Origin of the sequence: Nesterenkonia sandarakina, assembly GCF_013410215.1 — a bacterium.
In the GTDB taxonomy this organism is placed as follows: domain Bacteria; phylum Actinomycetota; class Actinomycetes; order Actinomycetales; family Micrococcaceae; genus Nesterenkonia; species Nesterenkonia sandarakina.
Window position 1 is genome coordinate 1841191 of the sequence record NZ_JACCFQ010000001.1, and the last position, 14764, is coordinate 1855954.

Below are 14764 nucleotides of genomic sequence, written 5' to 3' on the forward strand. Positions count from 1 at the left end.
AGCAGGGAGAGAGCGATGAGAGAAGCCGATCCGGAGACCCAGCGCAAGATCGTGAACCGACTCAAGCGGGCCCGCGGGCAGCTGGACTCGGTGATCAACGCCGTGGAGAACGGCGGCAGCTGCCGCGACGTGGTCACTCAGCTCGCAGCGGTGTCCACCGCCCTGGACCGTGCCGGGTTCAGCGTGGTCTCCTCCGCGATGCAGTTCTGCGTCACCGAACCTGAACGTGCGGCAGAGACCGAAGACGGACTGACGGTGGAGGAGCTCGAGAAGCTGTTCCTCTCGCTCTCCTGAGCTGAGAAGCGCGCCCGAGATGCGGGTGAGTGAGCGGTGAGAAGGGGGCCCTGGCTGATGCCAGGGCCCCCTTTGTCGTGCGTGGCCCCGGTTCGAGCCTGGTGTTGACCTGTGATGTTGGACACGTGGCACAGATCACGCTACAGTTCGGTTAACCGTTTACAGATAACCGCGTTGGAGGAGTGAGATGACCGGATACCCAGTTGAGCGAGCTGGGGCGCTGGGGGACCAGGTCTCAGATGACCTCCGCCGGCGCATCATCACCCGAGAACTGCCCAGTGACACGTTGCTTGTCGAGTCGAAGCTGGCGGAGCAGTACGACGTCAGCCGAGGGCCCGTGCGAGACGCCATCCGCACGCTGGTGCAGGAGGGTCTCGTGGAGAACCGAGGCCGGAGCGCACGAGTCATTGGCTTGCACGCCGACGACGTGGACGAGCTCTTCGCGCTGCGCTCGGCGCTGGAGCACATGGCGCTGGACTTCAGCACCCAGGGCAACCGCGACGAACTCGTCGCCGCCCTGGAAGAGGCCCTCGAAGAGATGCGGGACGCGGTCCGCCAGAACGATCCACAGGCATTCACCCGCGCAGACATGCGCTTCCACAGCAGCTTCCCCCGCTCGGCGCACATGCGCCGGATCCACGACATGTGGAGCCAGTTTCAAAGGACCATCGGGGACCTGCTCCTGGTCGCGAACCTGGAGCACAACGACTTAGAACCCTCGCTGCGCAAGCACGAGCAGCTGGCCGCCATGATCACCGCAGGCAACGACGCAGCCGCGCTGGCCGAACTCGCCGACCACCTCAATGCCTCCCGTCGAAGAATCCGTCGGGACTACGCCGGAGCCCCAGACGAGGACGACCTCCTCATCCGCTGAGCTTCTGAACGCATCACACCATCACGCACCTGCACCTCACGAAAGGCATCACCTCATGCGCATGACACTCCGCACTACAGCCGTGCCAGTTTCCGTCGCGGCAGCCTCCATTCTCGCGCTGACCAGCTGCGCGGACCGGGCCGGAGGCGACGAAGCCGCCGCTTTCCCGACCGAGGACATCACCATGATCGTTCCCTACGACGCCGGTGGGGCCTCGGACCTGTCCGCCCGCACACTCGCGGCGGAGCTGGAGACGGAACTCGACGTCTCGGTGATCGTGGAGAACCGGTCAGGAGGGGCCGGCTCCGTGGGACTGGACAACCTCGCCAGCCAGGACGCAGACGGTTATACCCTGGGCTATCTCCCGGTGGAGACGGTCATGCTCGGTCACCAGGGGTACGAGATCGACCCCGCGGATTTCGACGCGCTGGGACAGATCGTCTCCGTGCCCGCCACCATCGCGGTCGCTGCCGACAGCGAATACGACACATTGGAAGACCTCTTGGAGGCCGCCGCGTCCGAGGAGCTCTCGGTCTCCAACTCCGGAACCGGATCGATCTGGCACGCCGCCACTACGGCACTCAACGAGGAAGCCGGCACGCAGCTCTCTCCGGTGCCTTTCGACGGCGGGGCGCCCGCAGTCAATGCGGCGGTCGGGGGACAGGTCGATGCGGTGGTCGCCGGGGTTTCAGAGACTGCCGTGGCGGCAGAGGACGGACGGCTGCGCGTGCTCGCGATCCTTGACGACGAGCGGGCCGAGGCGATGCCCGACGTTCCCACCGCCGAAGAGCTGGGCTACGACGTCAACATCGGCGGGTGGGGAGCCATCGGTGCTCCTGCGGGACTGCCTGAAGAGACACATGAGATCCTTGTCGACGCGATCTCCGCGGCAGCGGAGAGCGACGCGTTCGTGGAACTCATCGAAGACTCCGGAAACATCCCGGTCAATGTGGGCCCGGAGGAGTTCCAGCCCTTCTATGAAGAGGAGAACTCGCGTTTCGAGTCACTCTTCGCAGAGCAGTGACGCGTCATGGCCTATGACGCAGTCTTGGACGGGACTCCCGCTGATCCCGCCCCGATCAGCGCCCAGCCCAGCGAACCCGCATCCGCTTCGTTGCTGTGGCGCCTCGCCGGACCGCTCTGCGGCATCGCGGTAGGCGCCGCGGTGGTCGGGTTGGCGCAGACCATAGCCCTTCCGGCGATCGAGGGTCAGTTCAGCCCGCGCTGGTGGCCTCAGGTCTCGGGAGCCGCCATCATCCTCTTCTCCCTGGCGGCTGCTGTGCGGGCTCTCCCCGCCGATGCGCCGATGGAGGAGCTCGAAGCCCGCCAGCCCGGCGGCGTGGGACGAATCCTAGCAAGCCTGGGGGCCGTGGCGGCCTACGGTGCGCTCTGGCACTGGCTCGATTTCCGTATCGTCACAGTGCTGCTGGTGGCAGGTCTGGTCGCGATCAGTGGCGGCCGAGGGTGGGCCGGTCTCGTGGTCTTTCCTGTCGTGGTCACCACAGTGTTGTGGGTCTTGTTCAGTCTCTTGCTGCGAGTGCCCGTATGAGCGCCGTGGTGGAAGGGCTGACCCAGCTCAGTGATCCGGTCGTGCTGCTGTGCATCCTCATCGGCGCCCTCGCGGGGATGCTCGTTGGAGCCTTCCCCGGCATCACCGCGACGATGGCGGTGGCCCTGGCCAGCGCCTTCACCCTCACCATGGAACCGGTGCAGGGCCTCGCGGTGCTGCTGACCATCTACGTGGCGGCGAACTTCGGTGACCGGGTGCCGGCAATCCTGGTGAACACCCCGGGAACTCCGGCCTCAATCGCGACGACCTTCGACGGCTACCCCCTGGCACGTCAGGGCAAGGCAGGATTGGCGCTGACCACCTCCGCCTTCGGCGCGGCGTTCGGCACCTTCGCAGGTCTGCTGGTGCTGATCTTCGCGGCCATCCCGCTGTCTCGGGTGGCGCTGAACTTCGGACCGGCCGAGATCTTCGCCCTGGTCGTCTTCGGGCTCACCATGATCGTCAGCGTCGCAGGCAGCAACCTGCTCAAGGGCCTGGCAGCGGCAGGATTCGGGCTTGCGCTCTCCACGGTGGGACGAGACCCCATCGTGGGCACCGAGCGGATGACCTTCGGCGTCCTGGAACTCTCCGATGGACTGCCGTTCATCGCAGTCATCATCGGTCTCTTCGGCATCGCGGATGTCCTTGACCAGATGCTCACCCACCACGCCGCGACGGCCAAGCCGATTCAGAGTTTCGGACGATGGATGCCGAACCGGACCGAGCGACGCAAGATGTGGAAGCCGATGGCGATCGGCTCCGGCGTCGGCGCCGTGGTGGGTGCGGTTCCTGCGGCTGGTGGCGACATCGCCGGGCTGACGGCATGGTCTGTCTCGCGGCGTTCATCGGAACACCCGGAGGAGTATGGCAAGGGTTCGCTCGAGGGTCTGACCGCCGGAGACACCGCGTCCAACGCGACGCTGGGTCCCTCTGTGAGCACTACGTTGGCGCTCGGAGTCCCGGGAGACTCGGTCATGGCTGTGTTGATGGGGTCCCTGGTCATCTGGGGATTCAATCCGGGTCCGGGGCTCTTCGCCGCCCAGCCGGATCTCGTCTACACGATCGCCGGCATCATGGTCATCGCCACGGTCCTCACGTTCGGGCTGAGCCTGCTCCGGATGCGTGGGGTGACCAAGCTGCTCGAACTGCCGCCACACTATCTCTGGACCGTCGTCATCGTCTTCTGCCTGGTGGGTACCTATGCGGTGAACAACTCCACAGTCGACGTGCTGGTGATGATCGTCTTCGGCGTCGTCGGACTGTTCATGCGGCGCCTTGGGTTCCCTCCGGGGCCGGTGGTCCTCGGACTCATCCTGGGCAGCATGGCTGAGGCGAATCTTCGGAGGGCGTTGGAGATCGGTGGGATCTCGAACGTGCTCACCAGTCCGATCGCCGTCGGTTTTCTGCTCGTCGCTCTCGCCTCGGTCGCGCTGCCGCCGCTGCTGCGCAGCTGGAAGACCCATCGTGCTGGCCGTCGGCACACGCACACCGTCAACCACTAATTCGTCTACGAACTACGATCCGTTGCGGATCACGTGAAAAGGAATCTCATGACTCACCCTGTTGTCATCACTGCCACCCCGACCTTGTTCCTCGACTCCGGGGACTTGAACATCGGCGGGATGCGGGAACACCTGACTTGGCTGGAGAACGCCGGAGTCGATGCGATCTTCGCGGCCGGCACGACCGGGGAGTTCCCTACGCTCACGGACGATGAAAAGCTCGCGGTGCTCGATGTCTCCCTGGAGATCTTCGGCCCGGAGCGGACCTACTTCCATGTGGGAGCTCCGTCTGCGCGGCAGGCGGGAGAGCTTGCGGCGGAATCCGTTCGCCGAGGGGCGCGGAGGCTGGCGGCTGTGACCCCCTACTACCAGTCCTCGCCCGAGGCTGAGACGCTGCGGTACTACGACGACGTCGCCCAGTCATCCACCGGAGCTGCACTCTTCGCGTACCTCTTCGAGGCACGCACCTCAACCCAATCAACTCCTTCGATCCTGGCTCCGCTGGCGGAGGCAGGTCTCGCCGGTGTCAAGATCAGCGGCGAGGCGGATGCGACGGTCGCCGATTATCTGGCGCACCGACCTGAAGGCTTCACCGTGTTCTCCGGGAACGACGTGTCCTTCGAATGGTTCAGCTCGGCGGGGGGTGACGGGATCATCTCTGGGGTGTCCTCGGTGTATCCGGAACCCTTCGTCGCGCTGCGTGACGCGTTGATCGCAGCCGACTCCGACGCGGTCCGAACCGCCCAGCAGGACGTGGAGCAGGCTGTGGCTGCCGTGAACGCCGGGAGCCTGACACATCTGAAGGCGGGTGTCAGCGCGCGCGGCTTCGCCGGGGGCCCGGTCCGTTCCGCAGTCGCGCCGGCGGCCGAGGCAGACCGGTCCTCGATCAAAGCCCTCGCCGCAGTATTCTCAGCAGCCTGAGTCCGGGAGGGCCACATGCGAAAGATCATCAACCAGCCCACGGACTTCGTCGATGAGGTGCTCGACGGCATCTACCATGCCCATGGCGAACGCCTCCGACCCGCCGATCCTGCAGGGCGCGCCATAGTGCGAGCAGACGCGCCGAAGGAAGGCCGGGTCTCGATCGTGACCGGTGGGGGATCGGGGCATCTGCCGCTCTTCCTCGGCTACGTCGGCCCGGGGTTATGCTCCGCTGCCGCCGTCGGGAATGTCTTCTCTTCGCCTTCATCGAGCCAGATCTACCAGGCAGCGCGCGAATCCGAAGGCGGCGCAGGAGTGCTCTTCCTCTATGGAAACTATGGCGGGGACATCTATAACTTTGATCTCGCCGGTGACCTCCTGGAGACCGAAGGCGTCGCCACCCGCACCGTGATCGGCACCGACGACATCCTTTCGGCCCCGCTCGATCAACAAGAGCGCCGTCGCGGGATCGCAGGGCTGGTCCTCGTGTACAAGGCCGCCGGGGCGGCTGCCGAGGACGGGCTCCCATTGGACGAGGTGGCCCGAGTGGCTCACAAGGCCGTGGCGAACTGCCGCACCATGGGTGTAGGCCTTGCCCCGACTATTCTTCCGGCTGCCGGTGAACCCACGTTCACCCTTGAGCCCGGCGAGATGGAGGTCGGCATCGGAATCCACGGGGAGCAAGGCACCCACCGTGGACCGCTGGAGTCTGCGGACCGGATCACGGAGCGGTTCCTGGACCAGCTGCGCCAGGAGCTCCCATTGGAAGAAGGCAGCCGCGTAGCACTCCTGGTCAACGGACTGGGCGCCACCCCTCTGGAGGAGCTCTACCTGATCTACCGGCGTGCGGCGCAGATCCTGGAGCAGACCGGCGTAGAGGTCGCACATCGCTTCGTCGGAAACTATGTGACCAGCCTCGAGATGGCCGGAGCCTCTGTCAGCATCCTTCTCCTTGACGAAGAGTTGGACGCCTTCATGGGCGCTCGCGCCGAGACGCCGTTCTTCAAGGCCGGGTCCAGCGGCCCCACGAACTGGCAGCTCGGCGGCGCTGAAGACGTCACACCGGTGCGGAAGGTGACTCAGACCGGGCAGCGCAGCGAACTTCGGTCGGTGCTCCTTGCTGTGATGCCGCAGATGGCCCAGTACGAGGAGCAGCTGCGCGACCTCGATGCCGTGATCGGCGACGGTGACCTGGGCATCACCGTCGCCTCCGGTGCCGCAGCCGTCTCACAGGCGTTGCAGCGGCTCCCGGAAGACGTCACCGACAGAGACGCCCTGATCGTGGCCGCGCAGGTGTTCGCCGAGACGAATCCGTCCACCTTCGCGGCGCTGACCGGGGCAGGGGCACTCGCGGCTGCCGAGAAGCTGCGTGATCGCTCGGTCACTGGTGCTGGTCCGGAGATTCTCCGGGCCTTCGTTGACCGTGTCGCGGAGCGCGGCGGAGCCACTCGTGGCGACAAGACTCTGCTGGACGTGCTGATACCGCTGCTGGATGGAGAAGCGGACCGTCCAATGTCGGCGTTGGCAGCACAGGCGCAGGAGCTCCTGGAAGAGTCCGACGGCTGGGAGAACCGCAAGGGTCGTGCATCCTGGCAGGGAGGCAGAACAGTGGGCCAACGAGATCCAGGCAGTGCGGCTGCCGTCCACTTTCTCCACGAACTCGCCAAAGCACTGGAGGGACCAGCATGACGCTGCTCATCATGGGATCGGTGAACCGGGACATCACCGTCCGGCTGCCTGAGTTCCCGGCCCCGGGTCAGACCCTTCTGGCCTCGACCTCGGAGACCGCGACCGGGGGCAAGAGCGCGAACCAGGCGGTGGCCGCCGCTCTGGTTGGGGCGCCGGCGCACCTGATCGCGCGCTGCGGTTCCGACGCCGCCGGAGCGGAGGCCGTCCGTTCGCTGCGCGAGGCGGGCGTGCATGTGGACGCCGTCACCCCAGGCCGCGGCGCGCAGGGGATGGCCTTCATCAGCGTGCGCGCCGATGGAGAGAACACCATCGTGGTGGTCCCGGGCGCGAACACGGAGCTCCAGGCCGAGGACTGCCCGGCGGAGCTGCTGGCTGACGCCGAATGGATGCTGCTGAGTCTGGAGGTCCCTCTGCAGACGGTGCATGAGGCCGCTGCCCGCGCGCATGCCTCGGGGACCAGGGTCGCGTTGAACGCCTCACCGCTGAGCGGGGAGCCGGTGGATCTGCGCCACGTGGACCTGGTGATCGTCAACGAGGGTGAAGCCGCAGAGCTGCTCGCCGGGGTCACCGGGAACACCAACGGCCCCGGGCATACCGGGCCAGCCGGGGGCACCAGGGTCACTGAGGCATTCGAGGTCACTGGGGCTGCCGACGACGCAGCGAGTACCAAGGACACCGGCGCTCCCGACGGCCCGCCACGCTCGGCCGCTGCAGATCCTGCCCAGGCGCTGGGCGTGCAGACCCTGATCGTGACCCGTGGAGCCGAGGGCGCGAGCATCCACACCGCGGGCCAGGACCCGGTCCATGTGCCCAGCGTCCCGGTGCAGGCGGTGGACACCAGCGGCGCCGGTGACGCCTTCGCGGGCGCCCTGTTGGGCCGGCTGACCTGCGGGGACAGCCTGGAGGACGCGGCGGGGATCGCCGCGCGGTTCGCCGCCTCCGCCACCACCGGAGTGGGCGCCCAGTCCTCCTACCCGCGGAACTTCAGCCTCGGCTGAGGTTCGTGACCGCGGGGCCCTCCAGGAGTTCGCCATCGGCGGCGAAGCGCGAGCCATGCAGCGGGCAGTCCCAGGACAGGGCGGCGTCGTTCCACTTCAGGATCCCGCCCAGGTGCGGACAGACGGCGGAGACCTTGCAGGTCTGGCCGTCCACGGTGGAGACCCCGACGGGCTTCCCGTGCTCACGTCCCACCGCACCCTCGCCCTCGGCGGGGGCGTCCTGGGGCACTGCCCGGACCTCGGCGCCGACCCAGCCGGCCACCATGGTCCCGCCGACTTCGATGTTGTCCTTGATCCCGGTGAACACGTCGGAAGGGGTGACCATCCGGGCGCTGAGGGTCTCGGCCCAGGCCATATGCCCACCCAGGATCTGCGCGGAGATCGCCAGGGACGCGGCCACCGCGTTGGACATGCCCCACTTGTTGTACCCGGTGGCCAGGTAGATCCGCCCGCCTCCGCGCGGCAGGGTGCCGAAGAAGGGGACGTACTGGGCGGCGCGGTAGTCCTGAGCGGACCAGACGTGGGTGCGCTCTGCGCCGGGGAAGTGCTGCTGCGCCCACGCCTCGAGGTCCTCCACGGCGGCGCGTTCCGAGGCAGACCGACCCACACCGTGATCGTTGCCGCCGATCAGCAGCAGCTCTTCGCCGTTGATCGGGACGGTGCGCAGAGTCCGGCCCGGAGTGTCGGCGCTGAGATACATCCCCTTGGGGATGCGCCCCGCGCCCCGCGGGACCCGGTAGGTCATCGCGTAGGACCGGTTGGGTTTGAGCTTGGCGAAATAACCCCCGCGGTCCAACACTGGAACCCCGGTGGCAAGCATCAGCCGGCCCGCGGTCACCTGGCCCTGGGAGGTCTCGATGCGCAGCGCCGGCTCATCGACCGCCGGGTCGTCGATCGCCGGGCTATCGACCGCCGGGCTATCGACCGCCGGGTTCAGGGGCGAGCCTTCGGTGTCGTCCTCGGTGGAGGCCCGCGGGGTGCCTTCGGAGGTGCTGGCGGCCGCACCTGTTCCGGGATGGTGGCCTGATCTGCTGGAAGCGGAGTCGCCACCGGCTCCGGCAGTATTCGAGGTTGCTCCAGTGACGCGGACCCCCTCGATGAGCTCACCTCCGCGTTCCCGCAGCTCAGCTGCGAGTGCGGCGAGGATATCCATGGGGTGGAACTGGATCTGGTCGGCCAGCGCCACGGCGCCGCTGACTGGGAAGGGAAGGTCCGTCTGGTCGGTCCAGGTGACCGGCAGCCCGGCCTGCTGGCAGGCCTCGAACTCCTGCTGCACGGCAGAGAGCCCGGACTCGGTGGTGGCGTAGGTGTAGGCGGTGCGCTGCTGAAAGGGCACCCCATGTTCCTGCATGTAGCGCACCAGCCAGGAGACGCCCTCCTGGTTGCCGTCCACATAGGCCTGGAGCACCTCGTCGGAGTGGTGCTTGCGGATGCTGGAGAGCGTGGTGCCCTGGAGCAGTGAGAGCTTTGCGGTGGTGTTCCCGGTGGCGACGGCGCCCACGCTCCTTGCCTCCAGCACGGCGACCTTATGCCCGGCCCGGGCCAGCAGCACCGCAGTGGTGAGCCCGGTCAGCCCCGCCCCGGCGACGACGGTGTCATAGTGGGCGCTCTCGGTGAAGGTGTCGGCAGGGATGGACACGGTCGCGTAGCTGTCCAGCCAGATGGATCGGTGCGTGGTCGAGGGCTCCGGGGTGGTGTGCGCGGCGTCGGAATTCATCGGGGCGGATCATCCTTCCTCAGGGTGTTGCCGGGGGTAGAAGCTGTGCTGGCGCTTCGGTCCTCATCCTGCGGGCTGGAGCTGGGAGTATCCAGCATTCACGCCCATACCCCGTCCTGACCGGCCCTGATCCGCTACGCTCGGTGCTGTTTCGCGCCTCCACGTCTTGTCCCCGGCTCAGCCGCGCATGCCCAACGCGAAGGGCAGCACCTCGGCGGCACCGGCGGCTCGCAGCTCTCGCGCCGCCACGGTCAAGGTCCAGCGGGAGATGACCTCGTCGTCGACCAACAGCACTGAGGCACCGCTGACGCGTTCGGCGAGGTCACCGGAGACCGTGAACTTCCCCAGCAGCCCCGCCAGCCGGAAGGCGCTGTTGGTGTCCGGGGTGCTGGTGGGTCCACCATCGGCCCAGTCCAGCGCGCCGGCGTAGGGGAGTCGCCCCACCTGAGCGAGGGCACCGGCCAGCGACTCCACCAGGAGCGGGTGTTGACGGGAGGGCATCGAGACGACGACGTCGGGGCGTCGCGCCCACCCCCATTCGGCGAGCACCCGGATGGTTCCGCGGACCAGCTGTTCGGAGACCTGGGCGTCCTCGCCCTGCAGCGCCTCACGGACCGGGGTGCCCCAGCCGAGGTCGCTCAGCCGGGCCAGGGCACGGCCGGGCTGGGCCTGGGCCTCGGCTGGCAGCTTGCCCTTGAGGTCGATGCCCAGGGCGCTCAGCCCGGTGGGCCACTGTTTGCGCGGAGCGATCTCCAGACCCACCCGGTCGAGGCTGTCCTTGGCCTCGGCCAGCGCTGATGAGGAGACGTCATGCGGGAACCACGGTGCCGCGCAGGTGTCGCAGCGGCCGCAGGGCTGGGCTTCGTCGTCGTCGAGCGCGTGGGCCAGGAAGACCATCCGGCAGACCCCGGCGGGGAGCTGTTCGTAGTCGAGCATCAGCTGCTGCTCCGCCCGGCGCATCGCCAGGATGGTGTCGTAGCGCTCGGCGTCGTAGGTCCACCGGCGCCCGGTGGAGAGCCAGCCTCCGGAGACCCGACGGACGCTGCCGTCGACCTCCAGGACCTTGAGCAGCAGCTCCAACGGGGAACGGCGGATCTCCACCATGGCTTCGAGCTTGGCCACCGAAAGCGTGGTCTCGGGGGAGAGCGCCTCGAGCACGGCGTCGGCGCGTTCCTGGGTGGGCATGGAGGCCTGGGCGAAGTACTCCCAGATCCGGATGTCCTCCTTGCCCGGCATCAGCAGCACGTCGGCGCTGTCCACGGCGCGTCCGGCGCGGCCGATCTGCTGGTAGTAGGAGACCGGGGAGGAGGGGGCGCCCAGGTGGACCACGAACCCGAGGTCGGGTTTGTCGAAGCCCATGCCCAGCGCGCTCGTGGCGATGAGCGCCTTGACGGTGTTGTCCTTCAGCGCCTGTTCCAGCTGCTGGCGCTCATCCGGGTCGGTCTGCCCGGTGTAGGCGGCGACCTTGTAGCCGTGGGCGTTGAGGTGCGCGGCGAGGTCGGTGGCTTGGGAGATGGTCAGCGCGTAGACGATCCCGCTGCCGGTGAGGTCGTCAAGGTGCTGGGTCAGCCAGGCGATGCGCTGCTCGGAATCCGGCAGCGTGAGCACACCGAGGCGCAGCGAGTCGCGGCTGAGCGTGCCGCGCAGCACCATGACCTCCTTGTCCGGCTGCTGGGCTCCGCCGGATTCAGGGCTGGATTCACCGGCGGGGGTCAGCTGGGCGGCGATGTCATCGACCACCCGGGAGTTCGCGGTGGCAGTGGTGGCCAGCACCGGGACCTCGGCGGGGAGGTTGCGCACGATCTCCCCGATGCGGCGGTAGTCGGGGCGGAAGTCGTGGCCCCAGTCGGAGATGCAGTGCGCCTCATCGACCACCAGCATGCCCATGCGCTTCAGCAGACCGGGCAGGACCTCGTCGCGGAAGCGCGGGTTGGCCAGGCGTTCCGGGGAGATCAGCAGCACGTCGAGGTCGTCGTTCCGCAGGGACTCCATGATGGAGTCCCATTCGTGGGCGTTCGCGGAGCTGACCGCCTGGGCGCGCACTCCGGCCCGGGTGGCGGCGGCGATCTGGTCCCGCATCAGCGCGATCAGCGGGGAGACGATCAGGCTGACGCCCCGACCGCGGCTGCGCAACAGGTGGGCGGCGAGGAAGTAGACCGCGGACTTGCCCCAGCCGGTCTTCTGCACCACCAGCACCCGCCGTCGTTCCTGGACCAGTGCAGAGATCGCCTCGAACTGGCCGTCCCGGAAGTCCACCTCGGCTCCGGCCAGCGCGGCCAGGCGCTCGCGGGCCTCGGTGTGGAAGGCCGGATCGCGTTCGGCGGCGGAGGAGTCAGGGGCGGCGGTGTTCGTGCTGGGGATGCTCACATGACCACTCTGTCACAGGGGTAGGACACCGATCCCGGGCTGCGAACCAGCGTGAGGCACAGCCTCAGGCCCGGATCAGCTCGCGGCGTCCTCCGAGCGCAGCGCCCGTGTGATCTGAACCCACTGCCGCAGGAACGCGGGCTCGTCCAGGCGGCGTCGTCGCATCCAGGAGGTGACCTCGTCGTTGGACTTGCTCGCGTTGCAGGATCCGCAGGCCGGGACGACGTTCTCCATCGTGTAGCGGCCGCCGCGGGAGATCGGGGAGACGCAGTCCTTCTGCAGCGCAGCTCCGTCGGCCCCGCAGTAGGCGCAGCGTGACCAGGCCTGCAGGATGCGGAACCACTGCTCCTGCGTCAGGTCGCTTCCGGAGGCGGCGACGCGGCGGGTGCGGCGCCGCGCGGCGCGGGCGCGACGAGTCTGGCGAACCGGCATGGGCTGAGATTAGCACCGCCGAGGCCTGCCCGACTCGGCCACGCCGACCCAAGCACCCAGCTCTGAGTCCACAGCCTGCAGTGTGAAGCAGGCCACGGAACTCAGTAGAACTACCGATGCGCCTGCAGGTGTCCTGGCGCAGGCTCGGAGAAGCCGGACACCGGCGCCCCGACATCATTCGAGAGGAACAGCCCCATGACCTCGAACACCGGCTATATCTGGAACACCCTCTATGGCTGGACCGACACCGGAAGCGGCGGACTGCTGCCTCCGAGCGTGGAGTCCCTGACCCAGCCGATCGGTCACCACGTGGCCCACCCAGACACGAAACGCCGTCTGCATGAACTGATCTCCGCGTCGGGCCTCATCGACTCTTTGGAGCAGATCGATGCCCAGCCCGCCACCGAGGCTGATGTCCTGCGGGTCCACGACAAGGCGCACTATGACCGGATCCTCGCCGAGAGCGCGCTGCCCAAAGGCGGCGACGCCGGCGACGGCGTGTCACCGTTTGGTCATGGCGGGCACCAGATCGCGCTGCTCGCCGCGGGAGGCGCCATCGAGGCGGTCCGCGCAGTGGTGGCAGGGCAGGTGAGCAACGCCTATGCGCTGATCAACCCGCCCGGGCACCATGCCGAGAGAAGCACCGGCCGGGGGTTCTGCACCTTCAACAACGGGGCCATCGCCGCCGCCTACGCCGTGGAGGTGCTGGGGCTGAAGCGAGTGGCCATCGTGGACTGGGACGTCCACCACGGCAACGGAGCCCAGGACATCTTCGGTGATTCGGCTGAGGTGCTGAACATCTCGGTGCACCAGGACCGCTGCTTCCCCTCAGATTCCGGCTTCCGGGAGGAGCGTGGCGCGGGAGAGGGCCACGGGTACACGCTCAACGTCCCGCTGCCCCCGGGTGGAGGAAGCGGCGCGTATGACTACGCGTTCGACACTGTCGTGCTGCCCGCTCTGCGCGCCTATAAGCCCGAGCTGATCATCGTGGCGAGTGGTTTCGACGCGTCCATCATGGATCCGCTGGCGCGGATGATGATGCGCAGCGAGGGCTTCCGGGGACTCGCCCGCAAGCTCATGGACTGCGCCGCGGAGGTCTCGCAGGGACGGCTCGTCTGCCTGCAGGAGGGTGGCTACAGTCCGATCTATGTTCCGTTCTGCGGACTCGCGGTGATCGAGGAGCTGGCAGGGGTGAGCACCGGAACCGCCGATGCCTACACCCCGATCCTGGGTGCCATGGGCGGGGATGCGTTGCTGGACCACGAACGTGACGCCATCGATCTGGCCGCGGCGCTGGTGGCAGATATCCGCTAGCCGACTCCGCGGAAGACCTGGACCAGGTCGGGCATCGGCGCCGTGACCGGGCCCGGGATCACGATGGAGGCCGCCGCGGCTCGCGCGGCGGCCTCCGCGCGTCTGGTGACCTGCAGCTTCCGGCGGATGCTGGTCATATGAGAATGCACGGTGCGTTCGCTCAGCGTGAGAGCTCTCGCGATCTCAGCGTCGGTCCGCCCGATCACCAGCCCGCTGAGCACCCGCAGCTCCTGCAGGCTCAGCTGCCACAGGTCCGTCCGGCTCACCTGTTCCGTGCGCACCGCGAGGTCGTTGAACTCGGAGCGCCTGGACAAGGTCACGCGCAGCCAGCCGGTCTCCTGGGGCCAGAGATGCCGCAGCGTGTCCAGCGGGGACTCCATGAAATCCGTCAAGACCCGTGCGAAGCCGGGATCCTGGAGCAGCGGCAGGTTCCCGCGTGCCGTCTCGTCCGGCGCTGCGTCCGGCCACCGCAGATGCACGGTCCCCGCGGAGGAAGACGCTGCGGAGGAAGACGCTGCGAAAGGGGAGGCTGCGGCGTTGGCACGCAGTCCCAGCGCCAGCAGGCTGGACAGGCTCTGCGCCAGCGCCCGTTGGGCGGGTCGGAACGTGTCGGGGCGTCGCGAGGAGAAGTGCACAAGTCCCAGGTACACCTGCTCATCGAAGAGTTCCAGGCTCATCCCGTCCCGGTAGCCTTCGCTGCCGAGATACCGGCGGAACAGCGGCGTTCGAATGAACTGCTCGCGCAGGTCGGCGCCCACATCACTGATCGACGGCGGCAGGTGGTGTTCCGGATCGAGCCGGTGCGTGAAGCCGATCTCGTAGCTCAATGGAAACAGGTTCTGCAGGGCCCACGCGGCGGAGCTGCTGTACCCGAGCCGGGTGACCACCTGGGAGCGTCCACGGGAGGGCTGATGGATCACCAGCGCAGAGTCGAAGTTCACGTGACGCTGCAGCTGGCCAAGCGCCACCGTCAGCCCCTGCCCCGGGGGAGGTTCACTCGGCAGGCCTCTCATAGGAAGAGGCTAGATCCGTCTGGGTGGCTTGCCAAGCAGTGCTTCCCAGACACCGGGCAGTACCGCCTGGTAGCGTTCCGGCTAAGCTGCCGCG

The 14764-nt window shown here is 67.8% G+C and carries 13 protein-coding genes; 9 read left to right on the forward strand and 4 right to left on the reverse strand.

Features of this window, described 5'->3' with window-relative positions; translation table 11 throughout:
* Nucleotides 1-15: 15 nt before the first annotated feature.
* The 8 genes from HNR11_RS08470 to HNR11_RS08505 all read left to right on the forward strand — a co-directional run bounded on the left by HNR11_RS08470 (nt 16) and on the right by HNR11_RS08505 (nt 7827).
* Entirely contained in the window at nt 16-294 is a 279-nt protein-coding gene (locus HNR11_RS08470; protein WP_058888539.1) for a metal-sensitive transcriptional regulator, read from the forward strand.
* Between the two features lie 187 nt (nt 295-481).
* Complete coding sequence (locus HNR11_RS08475; protein WP_179441925.1) at nt 482-1168, forward strand: GntR family transcriptional regulator; 687 nt, start codon at nt 482-484, stop codon at nt 1166-1168.
* A gap of 82 nt (nt 1169-1250) precedes the next feature.
* Nucleotides 1251-2192, forward strand: coding sequence for a tripartite tricarboxylate transporter substrate binding protein (locus tag HNR11_RS08480; protein WP_343050627.1), 942 nt, complete (start codon nt 1251-1253; stop codon nt 2190-2192).
* Nucleotides 2193-2198: 6 nt separating this feature from the next.
* The gene (locus tag HNR11_RS08485; protein WP_179441927.1) at nt 2199-2717 is read left to right on the forward strand and encodes a tripartite tricarboxylate transporter TctB family protein; all 519 of its coding nucleotides are present in this window, start codon (nt 2199-2201) and stop codon (nt 2715-2717) included.
* The gene (locus HNR11_RS08490; RefSeq protein ID WP_179441928.1) at nt 2714-4219 is read left to right on the forward strand and encodes a tripartite tricarboxylate transporter permease; all 1506 of its coding nucleotides are present in this window, start codon (nt 2714-2716) and stop codon (nt 4217-4219) included. Before HNR11_RS08485 ends, HNR11_RS08490 begins: the two co-directional genes overlap by 4 nt.
* Nucleotides 4220-4267: 48 nt before the next feature.
* Nucleotides 4268-5140, forward strand: a complete 873-nt coding sequence (locus HNR11_RS08495) for a dihydrodipicolinate synthase family protein (RefSeq protein WP_179441929.1) — start codon at nt 4268-4270, stop codon at nt 5138-5140.
* A gap of 15 nt (nt 5141-5155) precedes the next feature.
* Nucleotides 5156-6829 carry a dihydroxyacetone kinase family protein gene (locus HNR11_RS08500; RefSeq protein ID WP_179441930.1) on the forward strand — a complete coding sequence of 558 codons (1674 nt, stop codon included), beginning with the start codon at nt 5156-5158 and terminating at the stop codon, nt 6827-6829.
* Nucleotides 6826-7827 (forward strand): ribokinase, encoded by a 1002-nt coding sequence (locus tag HNR11_RS08505; RefSeq protein WP_179441931.1) that lies wholly within the window; start codon nt 6826-6828, stop codon nt 7825-7827. The genes HNR11_RS08500 and HNR11_RS08505 overlap by 4 nt, the downstream gene beginning before the upstream one ends.
* Here the strand turns inward: HNR11_RS08505 and HNR11_RS08510 are convergent.
* The 3 genes from HNR11_RS08510 to HNR11_RS08525 all read right to left on the reverse strand — a co-directional run bounded on the left by HNR11_RS08510 (nt 7814) and on the right by HNR11_RS08525 (nt 12343).
* Complete coding sequence (locus HNR11_RS08510) at nt 7814-9544, reverse strand: FAD-dependent oxidoreductase (protein ID WP_246310364.1); 1731 nt, start codon at nt 9542-9544, stop codon at nt 7814-7816. The two genes, HNR11_RS08505 and HNR11_RS08510, sit on opposite strands and share 14 nt — an antisense overlap.
* Nucleotides 9545-9721: 177 nt before the next feature.
* Nucleotides 9722-11911 carry a RecQ family ATP-dependent DNA helicase gene (locus tag HNR11_RS08520; protein WP_179441932.1) on the reverse strand — a complete coding sequence of 730 codons (2190 nt, stop codon included), beginning with the start codon at nt 11909-11911 and terminating at the stop codon, nt 9722-9724.
* Between the two features lie 75 nt (nt 11912-11986).
* A complete protein-coding gene (locus tag HNR11_RS08525) occupies nt 11987-12343 on the reverse strand; it encodes an HNH endonuclease (RefSeq protein ID WP_179441933.1) in 357 nt (118 codons plus the stop codon).
* A 195-nt stretch (nt 12344-12538) separates the two neighbouring features.
* Here HNR11_RS08525 and HNR11_RS08530 point away from each other — a divergent pair, with 195 nt between their 5' ends.
* Nucleotides 12539-13657 carry a class II histone deacetylase gene (locus HNR11_RS08530; RefSeq protein WP_179441934.1) on the forward strand — a complete coding sequence of 373 codons (1119 nt, stop codon included), beginning with the start codon at nt 12539-12541 and terminating at the stop codon, nt 13655-13657.
* On the opposite strand, the gene HNR11_RS08535 is transcribed toward HNR11_RS08530, so the two are convergent.
* The gene (locus tag HNR11_RS08535) at nt 13654-14670 is read right to left on the reverse strand and encodes a helix-turn-helix transcriptional regulator (RefSeq protein WP_179441935.1); all 1017 of its coding nucleotides are present in this window, start codon (nt 14668-14670) and stop codon (nt 13654-13656) included. The genes HNR11_RS08530 and HNR11_RS08535 overlap by 4 nt on opposite strands.
* Nucleotides 14671-14764: the final 94 nt, after the last annotated feature.

What these genes read in the sequence shown, in the direction of transcription:
- HNR11_RS08535 (WP_179441935.1), bottom strand. Translation starts at nt 14,670, where the DNA reads ATGAGAGGCCTGCCGAGTGAACCTCCCCCGGGGCAGGGGCTGACGGTG.
- HNR11_RS08510 (WP_246310364.1), bottom strand. Translation starts at nt 9,544, where the DNA reads ATGAATTCCGACGCCGCGCACACCACCCCGGAGCCCTCGACCACGCAC.
- HNR11_RS08500 (WP_179441930.1), top strand. Translation starts at nt 5,156, where the DNA reads ATGCGAAAGATCATCAACCAGCCCACGGACTTCGTCGATGAGGTGCTC.
- HNR11_RS08495 (WP_179441929.1), top strand. Translation starts at nt 4,268, where the DNA reads ATGACTCACCCTGTTGTCATCACTGCCACCCCGACCTTGTTCCTCGAC.
- HNR11_RS08490 (WP_179441928.1), top strand. Translation starts at nt 2,714, where the DNA reads ATGAGCGCCGTGGTGGAAGGGCTGACCCAGCTCAGTGATCCGGTCGTG.
- HNR11_RS08525 (WP_179441933.1), bottom strand. Translation starts at nt 12,343, where the DNA reads ATGCCGGTTCGCCAGACTCGTCGCGCCCGCGCCGCGCGGCGCCGCACC.
- HNR11_RS08470 (WP_058888539.1), top strand. Translation starts at nt 16, where the DNA reads ATGAGAGAAGCCGATCCGGAGACCCAGCGCAAGATCGTGAACCGACTC.
- HNR11_RS08485 (WP_179441927.1), top strand. Translation starts at nt 2,199, where the DNA reads ATGGCCTATGACGCAGTCTTGGACGGGACTCCCGCTGATCCCGCCCCG.
- HNR11_RS08505 (WP_179441931.1), top strand. Translation starts at nt 6,826, where the DNA reads ATGACGCTGCTCATCATGGGATCGGTGAACCGGGACATCACCGTCCGG.
- HNR11_RS08530 (WP_179441934.1), top strand. Translation starts at nt 12,539, where the DNA reads ATGACCTCGAACACCGGCTATATCTGGAACACCCTCTATGGCTGGACC.
- HNR11_RS08475 (WP_179441925.1), top strand. Translation starts at nt 482, where the DNA reads ATGACCGGATACCCAGTTGAGCGAGCTGGGGCGCTGGGGGACCAGGTC.